The sequence below is a fragment of the Bacteroidota bacterium genome (assembly GCA_016718825.1).
GTDB lineage: Bacteria > Bacteroidota > Bacteroidia > J057 > JADKCL01 > JADKCL01.
Genome location: JADKCL010000012.1, coordinates 57,934 through 74,141, shown reverse-complemented (window position 1 = coordinate 74,141; position 16,208 = coordinate 57,934). Strand labels below are relative to the sequence as shown.

The window sequence follows — 16,208 nt, the reverse complement described above, 5'->3', positions numbered from 1 at the left end:
TCCTTGGTCAATTCGGGCGAATGAACCAATCAGTCCGCGGCATATTGATGGAAGGATTTAATGAATCGGCCTTCGAAGGCAAGACTGTCTATTAGCTGCAACCCTGAAATGGATTTTACGACAAGATCACCTCCACGCGTGTAAAAAAGTGTTCCTTCAAAAAAATCAGCTTCGAAATCTGCGATGGAATCCGCTAAAACAATGAGCGAATCGTTTATCAGGTTGCCATCCAGTATCTCGAGATCGGCCAGATATTCGGTTCCAAAACTTTTGGAGAAATAGGGAGTGGGTACGAATTTGCTGAAAAGCACGGCGTAGTTGCCGGCCAGATAATCTGCGCTGTGCGTGATGAGGGCTTGGTAGGTCCCCATGCTGTCTGCTGACATTGCGATGATGGCACGATAACGGTTGAGGACCAGAGACGTTATGCGAAGGCCAATCGAGACCGTGGCCCGCGTTGTCAAGGCAGACTCGTCGTAGATCGACACAAGGCTATCGTTCACCTGCAGGTAAAATTTGCCGCTGTTGTAGATACACATACCCGGCTTTCCTTCGAATTGGATTTCTTGGACATCGCCATTGCGGAGCTTCAAAAACGCCACTTTTCCTGCCGCGGTGTCTGAGATGAGGATTTGTTTGTCGCCGATCGCAATGTAATGCGGTGCAAGGGGCAGGTTGGAAAATTTCTCTTGCACACTTCCATAAGCCGGATTCACCTGCAGAATGGCGTTTTGCGGTCCACTTGCAATCCAAATTCGGTTATCTACCATCGAGGCATCGCTCAACTGGGCATCAGGCACATTGGCCTTGAGATTCCAAGCAGAATCCAGTTGATGAAAATCTTGCTGATAACGGTAGATGCTGCGTAGCCCGTTTGGCTTTTGGACAAGGAAGAAGCTACTGTATGTGCGGATCTCATAACTGCTGTCGTCGTCCATGCGGCACCCGGCGAAGGTGAATGCCGTAAGTAGCAAGGAGATCCCCAAGTATTTTCCGAAGAGGTTGCGCATGGCTACCTCAGATTGCCCATTTCAAGTAGATCGCACCCCATGTGAAGCCGCCGCCAACGGCTGCCAAAATAAGGTTGTCGCCCTTTTTGAGCTCATCTTTCCAGTCCCAGAGACAAAGCGGAATCGTGCCGCCGGTCGTATTTCCGTACCGTTGTATGTTGATCATCACCTTCTCCGAGCCGACGCCCATGCGTTCGGCACATGCGTCGATGATGCGCTTGTTTGCTTGGTGAGGCACCAAGTAGGCAATGTCATCGGCTGTAAGGTGGTTGCGTGCCATGACGTCTGCAACGACGTCGGCCATTTTGGTCACCGCGAATTTGAAAACATAGACGCCTTCCTGATAAACGTAATGCTCGCGGTTGGTGACGGTTTCAATGCTTGCCGGCTTGCGGCTTCCACCTGCAACCATGTGCAAGTGCTTTTTACCGTTTCCATCCGAATGTAGGCTTGAGTCGATGATGCCGAGGCCCTCCTCGTTGGGTTCCAGCAACAAGGCACCGCAACCATCGCCAAACAACACGCAGGTGTTGCGGTCGGTATAGTCAATGATGCTCGACATCTTGTCGGCACCTACGACGACCACTTTTTTGTGGGTTCCGGTTTCGATGAATTTCGATCCGATCACCAATCCGTAGAGCAGGCCGGAGCATGCAGCTTCCAAGTCAAAGCCCCAAGCATTGTTGGCACCAACGGCAGCGGTGATGATATTGGCAGTTGCCGGAAAGGTATGGTCAGGCGTCACAGTGGCGCAGATGAGCATGTCGATCTCGCTCGCCTTGATGCCACGGCGTTCCAGCAATTCGTTCACAGCTGCGATGGCCATGTCAGAGGTCGCTCCGTTTTTCAGAATGCGACGTTCCGTGATGCCGGTGCGCTCCTGAATCCAAGCATCATTGGTATCGACCATCTTTTCGAGGTCGGCATTGGTGAGGCGGTCTTCAGGAAGGAAATGGCCAAGGGCCGTGATCGCTGCTGTTCTCATACGATAATGGGATTCTCCGATTGGAAGGATGCAAATGCGGATTCGATTTTGGCGACAAGGTTGCCTTCGGCAGCCAAAACCGCGCTCAAAATCATACTTTCTACCGCCTTGGCCGTGCTGATGCCATGACCAATGATGGAGATGCCTTTGACGCCCAAGACAGGCACACCTCCGTAATTTTCGAAATTGAATGTCTCGATGAAGTCGTCGGCTGGAAAACGGCTTTTGAGCAGTTCATACATGGACTCCCCAAATTTGAGCACGACATTTCCGGTAAAGCCATCGCAGACATAGGCGTCTGCATGACCGCGATAGATGTCCCTGCCCTCGACGTTTCCGACGAAGTCAAATTTGTCGGTCCCCTTCATCAATTGGTGGGCCGCCTTGACAGCTTCCGGACCTTTGCCTTCCTCTTCGCCGACATTCATGAGTCCGATTCGCGGCGCTTGAATTTTGTGGACGCTCTCCAGGAAGACTTTCGCCAAGATGCCAAATTGGAGGAGGACCTCGGGCTTGCAATCGACATTGGCCCCGACATCGCAGAGCAGTGCTTTTCTGCCTTCCCCGATCTCGATCAATGCGCCGATCGTGGGACGCATGACGCCCTCGATTTTACCCAGTCCCATGACCGAAGCCACCAACATGGCGCCGGTATTGCCGGCACTGACAAATCCGTCAAGCGTTTTTTGCTTGACCATGCCCATGCCGACATTGATCGAAGATCTTGGCTTGGATGCGACCGCCTTGGTGGGGGATTCCTCCATGCCGATCACTTGATCGGTATGCACAATAGAAAAGGCCTCGGGGTTGTGACCCCGGGCCTGAAGTTCTGAGCGAATAAGGGTTTCGTCGCCGATCAAGACAATCTCAGCTTTTTGGCCGAGACTTTTCAGTGCCAAAATGGCACCCTCGATCGGAGCGGCGGGGGCATAGTCCCCGCCCATGATATCCACTCCGATGCGCATCGGTTACAGGTCGTCTTTCCCTTCCATCACCTGCCGACCGCGGTAGTAACCGCTTTCAAGGCAAACGCGATGGTAGAGGGTTGCTTCCCCGCTCACGGCATCAATGTAGATGGGCTTCGACTCCAACTTGTGGTGGGTGCGACGTTTGTCCCTTCTTGTCTTGGAAATCTTACGTTTAGGATGTGCCATAGGGCTATTAACTTAACTTAGTCCTTTTTATCTTTTAACTTTTTGAGTGCTTCCCACCTCGGGTCAGCAACTTCCTCTTCCTCTTCAACCGGGGCGGGCTCTTTCAAGCTACCATCGGGATTCATGCCGAGCAATTCGAGAACGTTGGGTGCACATAAGTGTACTTCCGGTTCGGGAACCCTGCGCAGGGGCAATTGCAAAATGATGAAGTCATAGAAGTCCTGTGCAAAAAACAAAGTAGGCAATGATTCTTCAATCAAGACAACTTCATCTGTGTCAAACTCCAATTCCGCATCAAATGCATAAACCACGCGCGTTTCAAATTCCAAAGGAAACGGATAGGGCTCCAAACAACGGTCGCACTCTATCATGATCTCCCCCGTAAAATGGAACTTGGCATCAAGATGCGTAGACGATTTGTCGATCGTCACTGCAACTTTCAAGTTCCCTTGATGAATCGGCGAAAATTCAAAGGCCGCAAAGAACGCATCATCTACAGTAAATGACTCCTGATTCAGTCCGTACCCTAGTTTGGGTACATCGACAGAATACTTCTTTTCAAACAATCTGTCCACCGTAGAAATTTTGAGCTGGCAAAACTAGTGAAATCCACAATGAATTCTAAATTTTTGTGGAAATGATTCTCGAATTTTAAGATTTGTCCTTAATCTTGGACCGAATCATCTGCCGAAGGTACAAATTCCTCCTCTTCTGCAGCCCCTGAAAGGTCGGCGGGAACGTGTCGGCGGTCCCTTGCTTTAGGGTTGAAAAGCGATCCTTCTTGCAGATCAAGGTTGTCGCGTCGCTCTCTGCAAATGTCCATTGCCTTGTAAACAGCATGGATGAAGCTGCTCGGATCGGCTTCTCCTTTGCCAGCAAGGTTGTAAGCAACCCCGTGATCTGGAGAGGTGCGCACGATCGGCAATCCCGCAGTAAAGTTCACGCCTTCAAAGCCCGCCATCAACTTGAAAGGGATCAAGCCTTGGTCATGGTACATGGCAAGAATAGCGTCGAATTTTTTGAACAGTCCCATTCCGAAGAAACCATCCGCGCTGTAGGGACCCATTGCAAAAATGCGTTCCCGTTGGGCATCTTCGACCGCCTTATTGATGCGTTCCTTTTCTTCTTTACCCAGCAAGCCGTTGTCGCCAGCATGCGGATTCAGGCCCAAAACCGCGATTTTGGGTTTGTCGACATTGAAGTCAGTCTTCAGCGACATGTTCATGATCCGCAGCTTTTTCAAGATCAACTCGACCGTGATCGCTTTGGAAACATTCGCCAACGGGACGTGCCCTGTGACCACAGCCACTTTGAGACGGTCATGGATCATGAACATCAGGCTGGTGTCTTGACCAAATTGCTGCGCCAAATATTCCGTATGGCCCGGAAACTGAAATTCCTCGCTTTGAATGGAGCTCTTGTCAATCGGCAAGGTCACCAATGCATCGATTTCGCCGGATTTCAGATCTTGAACTGCCTGGCGCAAAGCCTCAAAGGCGCCCTTGCCAGCATCAAGCGAAAATTTGCCCGGCTCCACATTGTCTGCATTGGTGATGCAATCAATCACGGAGACCTTCTTGGGTTGCGCTTGATTGGGCGCTTGGATGACATTGTAGGAAAACTTGTCTACGCTCAAAAGTTTTCTGTAAACATTGAGCACTTTGGAGGAGCCGTAGACAATCGGAGTACAAATTTCACGCAGGCGTGGTTCTGTCAGGCCTTGGATAATCAATTCTGGACCAATGCCGTTGTAATCGCCAATGGTGATGCCTATTCGAAGGACTTTTCTTGTCTTTTGCATAAAGCGAATAACTATGGGAGCCTGGATCAGGGAGTTATCCGAAATGGATTCCCTTTGGGCCCCAAGAAATGGATCAGTAGTTGCTCAGGAATTCCGTGAGCAAACGCACGCCGACACCGGTACCGTTTTTGCCGCGGTACGAGTCGGAAGAAGGCAGGAAGCTAGGCCCTGCAATGTCAATGTGAATCCATGGATAGTCGGTAAACTGCTCCAAGAATTTGCCAGCTGTGATGCAGCCACCCGAGCTGCCGCCGATGTTTTTCATGTCGGCGATGTCACTTTTAAGCTGGTCTTTGTATTCTTCCCAAAGCGGAAGTTCGACCAAGCGCTCATATACGCGCTGCCCTGCACGCTGCAAGGCCGATTTGGTCTCAGCTGAGGCAGTACCCATGAAGGCGCTGCCATGGTAGCCGACGGCCACCACCTGCGCACCTGTGAGCGTTGCAAGGTCGATCACGAGCTCAGGTTTGTATTTTTTGGCATAGGCCAAGGCATCAGCCAAAATCATCCTGCCTTCCGCATCGGTATTGAGCACTTCCACCGTGGAGCCGTCATACATCGTGATGACATCCCCCGGTGTATAAGCGTTGCCGCCCGGGCGGTTGTCGGTGGCGGGTACGAGCCCGACCAAATGGATATCCAGCTCCAAAGCAGCAACTGCGCAGAAGGTACATATCACAGCCGCAGCACCTGCCATGTCGCATTTCATCGAATCCATGCTGTTGGGCGTGGGTTTCAGACTCAATCCGCCAGTGTCAAACACCACGCCTTTGCCCACCAAAACGATCGGCTTTTTGTTTTTGGCCTTCTTGCCTTTGTATTCCAAAATGCTGAAAGTCGGCGGATCGATGCTTCCGGTGTTGACAGCAAGCAAGCCACCCATTTTCAGCGAACGGATTTTTGCTTTGTTGAGTACCTCTGTGGTGAATCCAAACTCCTTGCCAAGTTCAACTGCGCGGTTGGCAAGTGCTTCTGCCGTCAGCGTCAAGACGGGTTCATTCACCAAGTCACGGGCAATCAGGGTAGCATTGGCAATTTTGCCCGCACGTTCCACGATTTTTGATCCGTCTTTTAGTTCGGAGATGATCGTGGCAGTTGCCAGAGAATGGGTCTCCTTTTTGCTTTTGAAGCGAAGGTATTGGTAGTTGCTGAGCACGATGGACTCAGCAAGAGCGGATATCAACGCACTTCGGCCGTCCTGTGTGCCGGGATAAGCAGCCACAAGCTTGGTGAGATTGTGGTCGTTGCACAGCGAAACGGCGCTGTACCCACCCTTCCGAAGGCCTTCGCATTCGTCAGAGGGATTCCCGAGACCGATCAAGGCAAGGTTGAGCTTGCCGTCGAAACGGTAGGTGTGGAAACCTTTTTCTGCACAGGCGGCATCGACTTTGAGGTCGCAGCCGAGTGCTGTATGTACAAATTCGGCGGCGGCGGCCACTGTGTTGCTGGATACAAAGACGGTAAAGAGGACGTCTTTCGCAGCTTTGGGCGCTTTGCCGGAATGTTTCAGTTCCATTCTGATTATATCTGATTTTCTAAAATGAGCGGCTAAATTTACAATTGAAATGCAGAATCTAAAACCAAAGAAGCATCTGGGCCAGCATTTTTTGGCCGACGAGAACATTGCACGCAAGATCGTCTCGATTTTGGATGTCAATTTGCAAGGCCCTGTGATTGAGATTGGACCCGGAATGGGAGTGCTTACCAAGTATTTGTTGGAGCAATTTCCGGAAGTTTGGGTCGTCGAATTTGACCCGGATGCCGTTCAATACCTTCAGGAGCGGTTTGCGGGCACAGGACTTCGCGTTTTTCATGCTGACTTTTTGAAATGGGATTTCGGACTTCTGGAAGGCAGGCCGGCGCGTTTCATTGGCAACTTACCTTATAATGTGTCGTCTCCGATTTTTTTTCGTTTGTTGGAAAATCGTGATCTGGTACAACAGGGAGTTTTCATGGTGCAGAAGGAGGTCGCCGACCGCATTTGTGCACCGGCAGGGCTTTCTGGAAAGGAGGGAGGCATCTTGACAGTACTCACAGATGCCTTTTTTGTCAGGAAAACACAATTCAAGGTTCCGCCCACGGTATTCAAGCCACCGCCGAAGGTCATGAGCGCAGTTTTTTCCCTGACCGCCAAACAGGATGTGGAAACTGAATTTCAGGCTTTACGCACCGTCGTGAAGGCGGCATTTGGCCAACGGCGCAAGACTTTACGAAATGCCATCAAAGGATTGGAATTTTCCGGAGAGGTGCCTGCGGCTTGGTTGGAACTTCGAGCAGAGGCGATGAGTACTGCAAATTTTGCAACGTTGGCAGGAATGTTGGTCGGTAAATCCACTGAATTCGAGGAGGAAAGCGAAGAAGAAGCGGAGAATTGAAAAATAAATTAGCAAAATACTTCATTTGTAAATATTTTGTGTAGTTTTGCATCATTCGTGCGTGGGGAAAGGGTTCTGTAGAGGAGGGTATGCGAATGGATTTTCCAAGCGTAGGCAGGGCCTGTATTTGTGCAGCCGTTGAATTTACGCGAAGGAAAATGGAAAAACTCAATCCGTTACTGTTTGAATCGATTCGTGCGATCATTGATCGCGCACGTACACATGTATATAGTGTCGCAAATGCAGTCTTGCTTGAATCCTATTGGCAAATCGGTCGATTGATCGTGGAGGATGAGCAAGCGGGAGCCTCAAGGGCGGGCTACGGGAAATCGACGCTGAAAAACCTTTCCGCTCAATTGACGGAGGCTTATGGAAAGGGGTATGATGCTAGCAATTTGCGAAACATGCGTTCTTTCTATTTGTCTTTTCCAAATCGTGACGCACTGCGTCACGATTTGAGCTGGACCCACTATCGTATTCTGAGCCGGCTCTCCGACCTGGGGAAAAGAGATTATTACTTGAATCATGCCTCGCATTGCGGCTGGGACAGCCGCACACTCCAACGCAACATCAACAGTCTCTATTTTGAGCGATCCGTGTGCCCGCAGTCCCAAGGTGAGCCGATGGAGCCCGCCCATTTGGTAAAGGACCCGTACATTTTCGAATTTCTGGATATTCCAATCTCGCCGACTGCCAGCGAAAGTGACATGGAATCGGCGATTATCGAGCATTTGAAATCTTTTCTGTTGGAGCTGGGCAAGGGATATGCCTTTGTGGGACGGCAAGTACACGTGGCAACAGAAACCTCCGACTTCTATATTGATCTTGTTTTCTACAATTATATCCTGAAGTGCTTCGTGATTTTTGATCTCAAGATGGGGCCGCTATCGCACCAAGACATCGGACAAATCGACATGTATGTCAGGATGTACGACGATCTCAAAAGGATTGTAGGCGACAATCCAACGATGGGAATCCTGTTGTGCGCGGAAAAGGACGAGACCATCGTGAAATATTCGGTTTTGGCAGAAAGCAAGCAACTCTTTGCGAGCAAGTATCTGCTCTACCTACCGACGGAGGCTGATCTTCAGCGACTCATTGGTCAAGGCAGGGCTCGATTTGAGGCCAATGGGTCGTCATTGGGCCGAGTATGACAGGCTGATTTGGAGCTTTCAGTCAAAGTGTTCTTTGAAATAATGGAATTGATGCCCCCTCATCGCTGTTGCGGGGCAGCGTTGTCCTCACAAATGCGCTGAATGGACTACCGCGGTGCACATTCAACCTTTACATTTGTGTTATGCTTAGAAGTTCAAATCCTTTGATTATGAATCCAGGGCCCGTTGCGGTGCCACAGTATGTGATCGACGCGATCGGTAAACCTGTAGTTCATCAGCGCACTGCCGCATTTGACACATTTTTCGAGGCGTTTCAGAATGACCTTCAGTACGTCTTCCAGACGGAATACCCTGTGGTCGCGATGCCGGGATCCGGAACTTTTGGGGTGGAATCAGCCATGTTCAGCCTTTTCAAGGCCGGAGACAAAGTTGCCATCCCGGCAATGGGCAAATTTTCGCAACGGTGGGCCGCATTTGGGATTGCCCTTGGTTTGGATGTCGTTCCCTTGGGTGTCACTTGGGGGCATGCATTTACGCTGGACCACGTGGGCCAAGTATTGAAGGAGTACCCGGATCTCAAGGGCTGGGTACTGACACATGTAGAAACTTCGACGGGCGTAGCGATTGACCTTGAGGAAATTGCATTTGCAATCAAGGAAATTGCCCCCAAACAACTGATTGTAGTGGATGCCATCTGCTCGGTTGGGATTCAAATGCTTTACACCGATGCATGGCAATTGGATGTCGTCGTGGGTGCCAGCCAAAAGGGATTTCTGAATCCTTGTGGAACGGTCTTCGTTGCCGTTGGGCCGCTTGCGGCTGCGTCCCTTGTCTTCCCGGAGGCAGCAGACTACCGCGATTTAGGCCATTATTATCGATACCTGATGCACGGGTCCTATCCATTTACGCCGCCATTGCAAATGTTTTACGGGGTAAAAGCGGCTCTGGAGAGGATGCGGGCTGAAACGATGCCAGTGATTTGGAACCGTACGCATGAAATGAGCAAATTTCTAAAGGAGGCCATCCCTTCCCTGGGTGGAGCAATTTTTGGAGAAGGAAATGCTGATGCACTCACCGTTGTTGGTTTTGGCAGGCGTAGCCATGACAGCATTCGCGAGGCCCTTGTAAGAGACTATGGACTCGAAACAGCCGATGGTCAGGACCAACTTCACGATTTGGTCATCCGTGTCGGCCACTTCGGCATGGTGAATTTGGACGACACGAAGGCACTTGTGAGCGCATTGAAAGCAATAATTGATTCAGAGGGCAAATGAATATCCTGTTGATCGACCCATTTCCAGAGTCGATGCGCGCCAAATTGGAAGCGCTCGGCCATCCACTTCGCTATGAACCCGATTGGAAAAAAGCGGAGATTCTCGCCAATTTGCAGGAGGTAGACATCCTGGTCATGAATTCCAAGATCAACGCCGACCAAGAGCTTTTGAACCACGGTCCTCGATTGAAGATGATTTGTCGAGCAGGGGTGGGGATGGATCACTTTGACCTTCCACTGCTGGAACAGAATGGTATTCTGGCGTTTAATACTCCTGGTGCCAATGCGATTCCGGTAGCGGAGCAGGCGGTGGGGATGCTCTTGTGCCTGATGCACAACATTGCGCGGGCCGACCGGGAGGTTCACCAATGGAAATGGGAGCGAGAGCGCAATCGCGGAACTGAATTGTATGCCAAAACTGTGGGAATCATAGGGTTTGGTAACACGGGGACTGCCGTGTCGCGGTGCTTGTCGGGTTTTGGATGCAAGGTTCTCGCCTACGACAAATACAAGTCGGGCTTTGGAGGCAATGGAATTGAGGAAGCCGGGTTGGAACAGATTTTTGAATCAGCAGATGTTTTGAGCCTCCACATTCCGCTCACCGCCGAGACCGAAAACTGGGTGGATGCGTCTTTTTTTGCAAAATTTTCAAAACCGATTTGGTTTTTGAATCTTTCGAGAGGCCCCATTGTTCCGCTTGCGGGGCTGATTCAGTCATTGGATTCTGGAAAGGTGATCGCTGCAGGACTGGATGTCCTTGAAAATGAAAAGCTAAGTACGTTGTCCGATCTTCAAAGAGAACACTTGAACAGGCTGTTTCAGATGGAGAAAGTCATTTTTACACCTCATATCGGTGGATGGAGTCATGAATCCCTTGATCGCATCAACGACCGATTGGTTGAAGGGGTATCGGAATTTTTGCTCAAGCATTCTCCATTGTGATAGAAACACTCGAATAGCCACGCATGCCTAGTTGGTCCCCATCTATTTGGCTTTTCCAATTTCTGCCAGCCAAGTTTCCAATCGCAACAATTCGCCGGTAGATGGGTCGAATGGAATGTTTTGGTGAAACTCTTTCAGGTCTGTGAACTGTCGTTTGGCAGCTACGAGCGTTTTCTTGACATCCAAACTGTTTTTGTGCCACTCCATCAAGATTTGGATCAGCTTCATTGGACGGTAAATCTCACTGTTTTTTTGCGTGCGCTTAACGAATTGCCTCATATTGAGGATTTTCGTCTCCAAAAGGTCGTGAAGTCCAGCCTCGTGCAGCACCATGATTTCATGGAGCCTGAAGGTGAGATTCCAGCCCATCTTGTCGCCAAGGAGAGGAGTCGCGTCGTTCAGCATTTTTAATGCCTCACTGACGCGCTTGGTTTTCAGCATTAAACAAGATTGGTTGTAATACCAGATTGCTGCCCTGAACGGGGAGGCATTGAAACGGGGGTGAGCGAGTGCCTCTTGAATGATAGCAGCTGCCTTTGTCCAATCTTCAGCAAAAAAGGAGATTCGAAAAGCGGTGCCCAGCACGATCAGGTAATTGGTTTCCTCCTTGGAAAAGTGCGCAAGTGTCTCATCGACAAATGTTTGTGCCTCCTGTAAGTCGCCTTTCCGAAGGGAAATTTCCGTCAATTGAAAAAAGGCGCTTCCCAACCTTTGCTTGGACCTTACTGCCGGCTCGTGGTTGATGAGTTCCAACTGCCGCTTGCAATACACCAAGGCTTCACTATAATTATATGTGTATTGAAGGAAGAGTATCTTGGAAAGCAAAAAGTAGTACTGACTCAAGGGAGAGGCCGTGGTCTCAGCAATTTTTTCAATTCGGTTGATTTTTTGTTCGATTTCAGCGAGTTCATCGTCCTTGAGCGAAGTCTGGGTAAGAATGTTGGTTACGGCATAGTGGTGGAGTGCGGCTTCATTGACAAGATAGTTGACTTCATTCAGTTTCTGTAGGTCTTCTGTACCCTTTTGGAACTCTTTGACGGAGAGATTTACACTTTGAGTTCTGTGCAGAAGCATCTGCGCCCAAAAATGTTCATTGTGAAGGCTAAACTTCCGTCCGTTTCCCACAACCTGCAGGAGAAGGTTCTTGCTCGCCTTGTAAGCACCGCGTCCGAGAAGAATTTCCCCCTGTAAAAGCCGCTTTTGAGCCTGCAGGAGTGCATTTACACGGGCTGCATCGTAGTCGGTGATGCTCTTGTCGTCCAAAATGACATCCTCGAGAATTCGTTTCAGGCGCGATTTGGTCACACGAAAAGTATTGTCGGGAGCACGTCCATAAAGCTTTTCGGAAAAAAACTCTTCGTCTTTGTCCTTGTACCGTGTCACCAACTCAAACAGCTTGCCTACCTTTTCAAACTCAAAAGGCGAGGCGTTGAGGTGGTTGCGAATCTGCCTAATTTCGTGATTTTTAAGCTTTTTGAAAATGTCGAATATGAGATCCATGCGCTGAAATGGGTTCAATAATGAGGGTTAAGTTAAGAAGAAATTGTTTTTATCGTGTAACCTACACCAACAAAAGTACAATGAAAGGCATTGGTTTGTGTGTACATTGCGTGAAGAAAGGCATGAAACAATGCTTTTCGAACTGATTTTAGTCTGGATAAGGTAGTTGAAAGCGACGTGGATCAAATAAAACCCAAGCGCTGCATACGACAGATCTTCGATTTTGTTGCGGCACATTTGGAATAATGAAACTCTAGCTTTTATCTTTATCCTCTGTTTTGTCCTATAAGTGGAATTACAATTAATTCGGATGGAATTATGATTAAACGAGTCGGAATTTGGCTGGGGTTTTGCCTGCTCTTCTGCTCGGGCGTGTTTGCACAATCCGATGCTGGTAAGATCAAGGGTACTGTAAAAGACGAAAGCGGTGAACCCGTTGAGTTTGCTACGGTGGTGATCATTTCAAACGGCATTATCAAGGGTGGAGCAAACACCAACGCCCAAGGCGAGTTTAGTATCGCGCCTGTAGAGCCTGGTTTGTATGAGGTGAGAGCCTCGTTTGCTGGTAACACGATCAATGCCAGTGGCATCAACGTGGCTGCCAACAAGACGGTTGATGTGCCATTGGCGATTGAAACCGGTGTGGAGTTAAAGGAGGTCCAGATTACTGAGACCATTCCCATTGACAACACAACAACGGGCGGTTCCATTAGTGGGGCAGATGTTAAAAATATCGGTCTACGAAACATCAACACGCTTGCTGCCATTGTGCCAGGTGTCTATCAAGCCGATGATGGCGATGGACTTAGCATGCGTGGTGGTCGTAGTAGTTCGACGGTCTATTTTGTCGACGGTGTCAAGGTACGTGGTACTTTGAACCTTCCACAAAAGTCGATCGGGCAGCTTACGGTCATCACCGGTGGTACGCCGGCAGAGTACGGTGACGTGATCGGTGGTATCATCTCTGTCACGACGTCTTCGCCGAGCTACGAAGTGACCGGTGGCGCCGAGTATCTGACTTCCCAGTTTTTGGATCCTTATGGATACCATTTGGGTGGTTTGAACCTGTCAGGCCCGATCATCAGCAAGTACATTGACTCGATCGACTACAACAAGCCGATTCTTGGCTTCTTCATCGCTGGAGAGTACCAGTATGAAAAGGATCAAGATCCTGCTCAAGGTGGCGTTTTCAAGCTCACTGACGAAGCCTATCAGGACTTCCAGGAAAATCCACTTACCCTGGACCGCACTGGAAACTTCTTCTTGAACCGTGGAAATTTTGTCACGCCTGACATGGTGGAGACTTCCAAATTCAAGCTGAACAACTCTGGTTCAACTGCGAGAATCAACGCACGTTTGGATTTCCAGCCTTCCGAGAACATCATTGTCAAGTTTGGCGGTGGCTTTTCGGATGTGAATTCCGATTCTTGGAGCATTGGAAACTCGATGTTTGCGCCTGAGGCCAATCAGCTTTTCCACGGTCGCCAATACAGCGGCTGGGGACGTTTCCAGCAGACTTTCAAGACAGCTGAAGGCAGCAAGGTTCAAAACCTGTTTTATCAACTTCAGGTGGACTGGTCACGCTATGAGCGCGAGTTTATGGATGCCAACCACAAGAAAAACCTGTTTGATTACGGTTATGTCGGCAGTTTTGACTTCGATCGTCAGGAAATCTATCGTTATGTCGACCCGATTGACAATGCCGATATTCACAACTCCGACATCTCCTCCAATGGATACTATATGACTGCTGGCTTCTCGCCAATCAATTTGACCTTTGATCCCAGCACCTCCAAGAATCCACTTCAGGCCAACTACAACAATTTCATTTTTGACTATGTCGCTGAAAATGGAATTGTCAATCCGTTTACCGGAATTCGTGATTACAGTATCCGCAATTTGGATTTCCTTTCCTTCTATGGTGGTTTGCGTAACGGAGATGGTGTAGATGGGATTTACTCCCTGTACAGCGGTCCCGGCACAAGCCAAGGAGGCTACCAAAAGACTAGCTATGATCAGGCCCGTTTGACAGGTCAAGCCTCTGCTGAGATCAAAGGCCATGCGATCAAAGTCGGTTTTGAGTTTGAGCAGCGTCAAGAGCGCTTCTGGGCTGTGGGCAACCGTGCATTGTGGCAGTACATGCGTCAGTTGACCAACCGTCACCTTTCTGGCATCAACCAGGATCCTAATAGCTGGGAACTTGTGATGGTCAACGGTCAGTTCCAAGATACCGTTCATGCTCCTGCCTTCTTTGAGGAGTCCGATCAAAGTGTATTCGACCGCAACCTTCGCAACGTACTGGGATTGCCAATGGGCGGAAGCGATTTCATCGTGGTCGACAATTTGGATCCTTCAATTCTCAACTTGAGAATGTTCAGTGCTGATGAATTGTTGAACGACGGTAACCAGTATGTGAACTACTACGGTTACAACTTTGCAGGTGAGAAGACTAAGCGCGTTGCCGCAGAAGACTTCTTTACTGACAAGCAAAACCGTCCAATGAATGCCTTTGCACCAACCTATATCTCTGGATTTATTCAGGATAAGTTTGAGTTGGAAGACATTATCTTCAACGTCGGTGTACGTATTGACCGCTTTGACGCCAATCAGAAAGTGCTCAAAGATCCTTTCGTCCTCTTCCCGACCTATACTGCCGGTGAGGCAAAGGCTTTGGGTTACAACGTGAATGATGGTATTCCAGATAACTGGGTGCCTTATATGGACGATGCTACCGATCCATCTCAAGATGGGGTTTTGGGCTATCGCGACCCAGAAGCCAACATCTGGTATGATGCCAATGGTACTCCTGTGAGTTCGGCAGCATTGCGTTCAGGTGGTGAAGTGCAGCCATTTTTGAAAGATGACGAGATTTCGATCGAGTCTTTCAAGGACTACACCCCTCAGGTGATTGTGATGCCACGTCTTTCCTTCTCCTTCCCGATCTCTGGTGAGGCTGTATTCTTTGCCCACTATGACGTGTTGGCACAGCGCCCAGGTCAGACAGGTGCCGGTTCCGGTTCTGCGTTGGCTGGTCAAATTGCAGAATACTACTTTTTGCAGAACAGCTCCACGATCACTGTTACCAACCCAAATCTTCGCCCAGAGCGCACGATCGACTACGAAGTGGGCTTCAAGCAAAAGTTGAATGACTTCATGGCGCTTTCGATCTCCGCGTTCTACCGTGAGATGCGTGACATGCTCCAGATCACCAACTTCACAGACGCATATCCGACGTCATATTCTACCTACAGCAATATTGACTTCGGAACGATCAAAGGCTTTACGTTTGCACTCAATATGATCCGTATGCGGAACATCCGCATGTCGGCAAGCTACACGATGCAGTTTGCAGCAGGTACCGGTTCCAGCTTTACTTCCAGCAGAAATGCTTTGAGTGCGGTGGACGGATTTACCGCAATCCGTGCATTGCTTCCGCTTGATTTTGACCAGCGCCACCGTGTGTCAGGAAACATTGACTATCGCTTCTATGGCGATGATAACAAAGGTCCTGGTATCACCCTTGGAGAGAAAACGCTGTATCCGCTGTCAAATGCTGGAGCTAACTTGACCTTCTATCTCGGTTCAGGTACGCCTTACTCCGTGAACTCCTTGGCCAACTCGGCCGACGTTCAAGGAGGCATCAACCAGAATATCCAGCTTTCTGGAACTCCTAACGGTAGCCGCTTGCCTTGGCAGCTGCGTTTTGATGCCAAAGTCGACAAGGACTTCATGATGGGTGGAAAAGCCAAGCTTGATGCAGAAGGCAAAGAAATGTCTGATGGCAAAGGAAATACCATCCGCTCCAAGCAAGTGGCATTCAACGTCTATCTCCAAGTGCTGAACCTTCTCAACACCAAAAACGTGCTGAACGTCTACAAAACCTCCGGTCTGCCAACAGACGATGGTTACCTCAGCACAGGTGTCGGTCAGCAAGCAATCAATGCTGCAATTGATGGTGATGCATTCACCTACCTGTATACGCTCAGGATGCAAAATCCTGGTAACTACAGCTTGCCGCGTCGTATTCGCCTCGGTGTTCAAATTAACTTCTAA

The 16,208-nt window shown here is 49.5% G+C and carries 13 protein-coding genes; 5 read left to right on the top strand and 8 right to left on the bottom strand.

Going from position 1 to position 16,208, the window contains the following annotated elements; all coding sequences use genetic code 11:
* Positions 1–29: 29 nt before the first annotated feature.
* The 7 genes from IPN95_15300 to IPN95_15270 all read right to left on the bottom strand — a co-directional run bounded on the left by IPN95_15300 (position 30) and on the right by IPN95_15270 (position 6,466).
* On the bottom strand, positions 30–1,010 hold the full coding sequence (locus tag IPN95_15300; GenBank protein MBK9450740.1) for a hypothetical protein: 981 nt from the start codon (positions 1,008–1,010) through the stop codon (positions 30–32).
* Between the two features lie 7 nt (positions 1,011–1,017).
* Positions 1,018–1,995: a ketoacyl-ACP synthase III gene (locus tag IPN95_15295; protein MBK9450739.1), complete on the bottom strand. Its 978-nt coding sequence runs from the start codon at positions 1,993–1,995 to the stop codon at positions 1,018–1,020.
* Positions 1,992–2,960, bottom strand: coding sequence for a phosphate acyltransferase PlsX (gene plsX / locus IPN95_15290; GenBank protein ID MBK9450738.1), 969 nt, complete (start codon positions 2,958–2,960; stop codon positions 1,992–1,994). The genes IPN95_15295 and plsX overlap by 4 nt, the downstream gene beginning before the upstream one ends.
* A 3-nt stretch (positions 2,961–2,963) precedes the next feature.
* Positions 2,964–3,149: a 50S ribosomal protein L32 gene (rpmF, locus tag IPN95_15285; protein MBK9450737.1), complete on the bottom strand. Its 186-nt coding sequence runs from the start codon at positions 3,147–3,149 to the stop codon at positions 2,964–2,966.
* A gap of 17 nt (positions 3,150–3,166) precedes the next feature.
* Positions 3,167–3,724, bottom strand: a complete 558-nt coding sequence (locus tag IPN95_15280; protein ID MBK9450736.1) for a DUF177 domain-containing protein — start codon at positions 3,722–3,724, stop codon at positions 3,167–3,169.
* A gap of 89 nt (positions 3,725–3,813) precedes the next feature.
* Positions 3,814–4,950, bottom strand: coding sequence for a 4-hydroxythreonine-4-phosphate dehydrogenase PdxA (pdxA, locus tag IPN95_15275; GenBank protein MBK9450735.1), 1,137 nt, complete (start codon positions 4,948–4,950; stop codon positions 3,814–3,816).
* A gap of 73 nt (positions 4,951–5,023) precedes the next feature.
* On the bottom strand, positions 5,024–6,466 hold the full coding sequence (locus tag IPN95_15270) for a leucyl aminopeptidase (protein MBK9450734.1): 1,443 nt from the start codon (positions 6,464–6,466) through the stop codon (positions 5,024–5,026).
* 49 nt (positions 6,467–6,515) lie between these two features.
* On the opposite strand from IPN95_15270, the gene rsmA reads away from it, so the two are divergent.
* The 4 genes from rsmA (at position 6,516) to IPN95_15250 (ending at position 10,655) form a co-directional block, all read left to right on the top strand.
* Positions 6,516–7,325: a ribosomal RNA small subunit methyltransferase A gene (gene rsmA / locus IPN95_15265; GenBank protein ID MBK9450733.1), complete on the top strand. Its 810-nt coding sequence runs from the start codon at positions 6,516–6,518 to the stop codon at positions 7,323–7,325.
* A gap of 158 nt (positions 7,326–7,483) precedes the next feature.
* On the top strand, positions 7,484–8,479 hold the full coding sequence (locus tag IPN95_15260) for a DUF1016 family protein (protein MBK9450732.1): 996 nt from the start codon (positions 7,484–7,486) through the stop codon (positions 8,477–8,479).
* Positions 8,480–8,649: 170 nt separating this feature from the next.
* The gene (locus IPN95_15255; protein ID MBK9450731.1) at positions 8,650–9,714 is read left to right on the top strand and encodes an alanine--glyoxylate aminotransferase family protein; all 1,065 of its coding nucleotides are present in this window, start codon (positions 8,650–8,652) and stop codon (positions 9,712–9,714) included.
* Positions 9,711–10,655, top strand: coding sequence for a phosphoglycerate dehydrogenase (locus IPN95_15250; protein ID MBK9450730.1), 945 nt, complete (start codon positions 9,711–9,713; stop codon positions 10,653–10,655). Before IPN95_15255 ends, IPN95_15250 begins: the two co-directional genes overlap by 4 nt.
* Positions 10,656–10,697: 42 nt before the next feature.
* Here IPN95_15250 and IPN95_15245 read toward each other — a convergent pair whose 3' ends face one another.
* Positions 10,698–12,155 carry a hypothetical protein gene (locus tag IPN95_15245; GenBank protein MBK9450729.1) on the bottom strand — a complete coding sequence of 486 codons (1,458 nt, stop codon included), beginning with the start codon at positions 12,153–12,155 and terminating at the stop codon, positions 10,698–10,700.
* 318 nt (positions 12,156–12,473) lie between these two features.
* Here IPN95_15245 and IPN95_15240 point away from each other — a divergent pair, with 318 nt between their 5' ends.
* Positions 12,474–16,208 (top strand): TonB-dependent receptor, encoded by a 3,735-nt coding sequence (locus IPN95_15240; protein MBK9450728.1) that lies wholly within the window; start codon positions 12,474–12,476, stop codon positions 16,206–16,208.

Excerpts from the sequence above, each read along its gene's own strand:
- IPN95_15300 (MBK9450740.1), bottom strand. The coding sequence starts at position 1,010 with ATGCGCAACCTCTTCGGAAAATACTTGGGGATCTCCTTGCTACTTACG.
- IPN95_15295 (MBK9450739.1), bottom strand. The coding sequence starts at position 1,995 with ATGAGAACAGCAGCGATCACGGCCCTTGGCCATTTCCTTCCTGAAGAC.
- plsX (MBK9450738.1), bottom strand. The coding sequence starts at position 2,960 with ATGCGCATCGGAGTGGATATCATGGGCGGGGACTATGCCCCCGCCGCT.
- rpmF (MBK9450737.1), bottom strand. The coding sequence starts at position 3,149 with ATGGCACATCCTAAACGTAAGATTTCCAAGACAAGAAGGGACAAACGT.
- pdxA (MBK9450735.1), bottom strand. The coding sequence starts at position 4,950 with ATGCAAAAGACAAGAAAAGTCCTTCGAATAGGCATCACCATTGGCGAT.
- IPN95_15270 (MBK9450734.1), bottom strand. The coding sequence starts at position 6,466 with ATGGAACTGAAACATTCCGGCAAAGCGCCCAAAGCTGCGAAAGACGTC.
- rsmA (MBK9450733.1), top strand. The coding sequence starts at position 6,516 with ATGCAGAATCTAAAACCAAAGAAGCATCTGGGCCAGCATTTTTTGGCC.
- IPN95_15260 (MBK9450732.1), top strand. The coding sequence starts at position 7,484 with ATGGAAAAACTCAATCCGTTACTGTTTGAATCGATTCGTGCGATCATT.
- IPN95_15255 (MBK9450731.1), top strand. The coding sequence starts at position 8,650 with ATGAATCCAGGGCCCGTTGCGGTGCCACAGTATGTGATCGACGCGATC.
- IPN95_15250 (MBK9450730.1), top strand. The coding sequence starts at position 9,711 with ATGAATATCCTGTTGATCGACCCATTTCCAGAGTCGATGCGCGCCAAA.
- IPN95_15245 (MBK9450729.1), bottom strand. The coding sequence starts at position 12,155 with ATGGATCTCATATTCGACATTTTCAAAAAGCTTAAAAATCACGAAATT.
- IPN95_15240 (MBK9450728.1), top strand. The coding sequence starts at position 12,474 with ATGATTAAACGAGTCGGAATTTGGCTGGGGTTTTGCCTGCTCTTCTGC.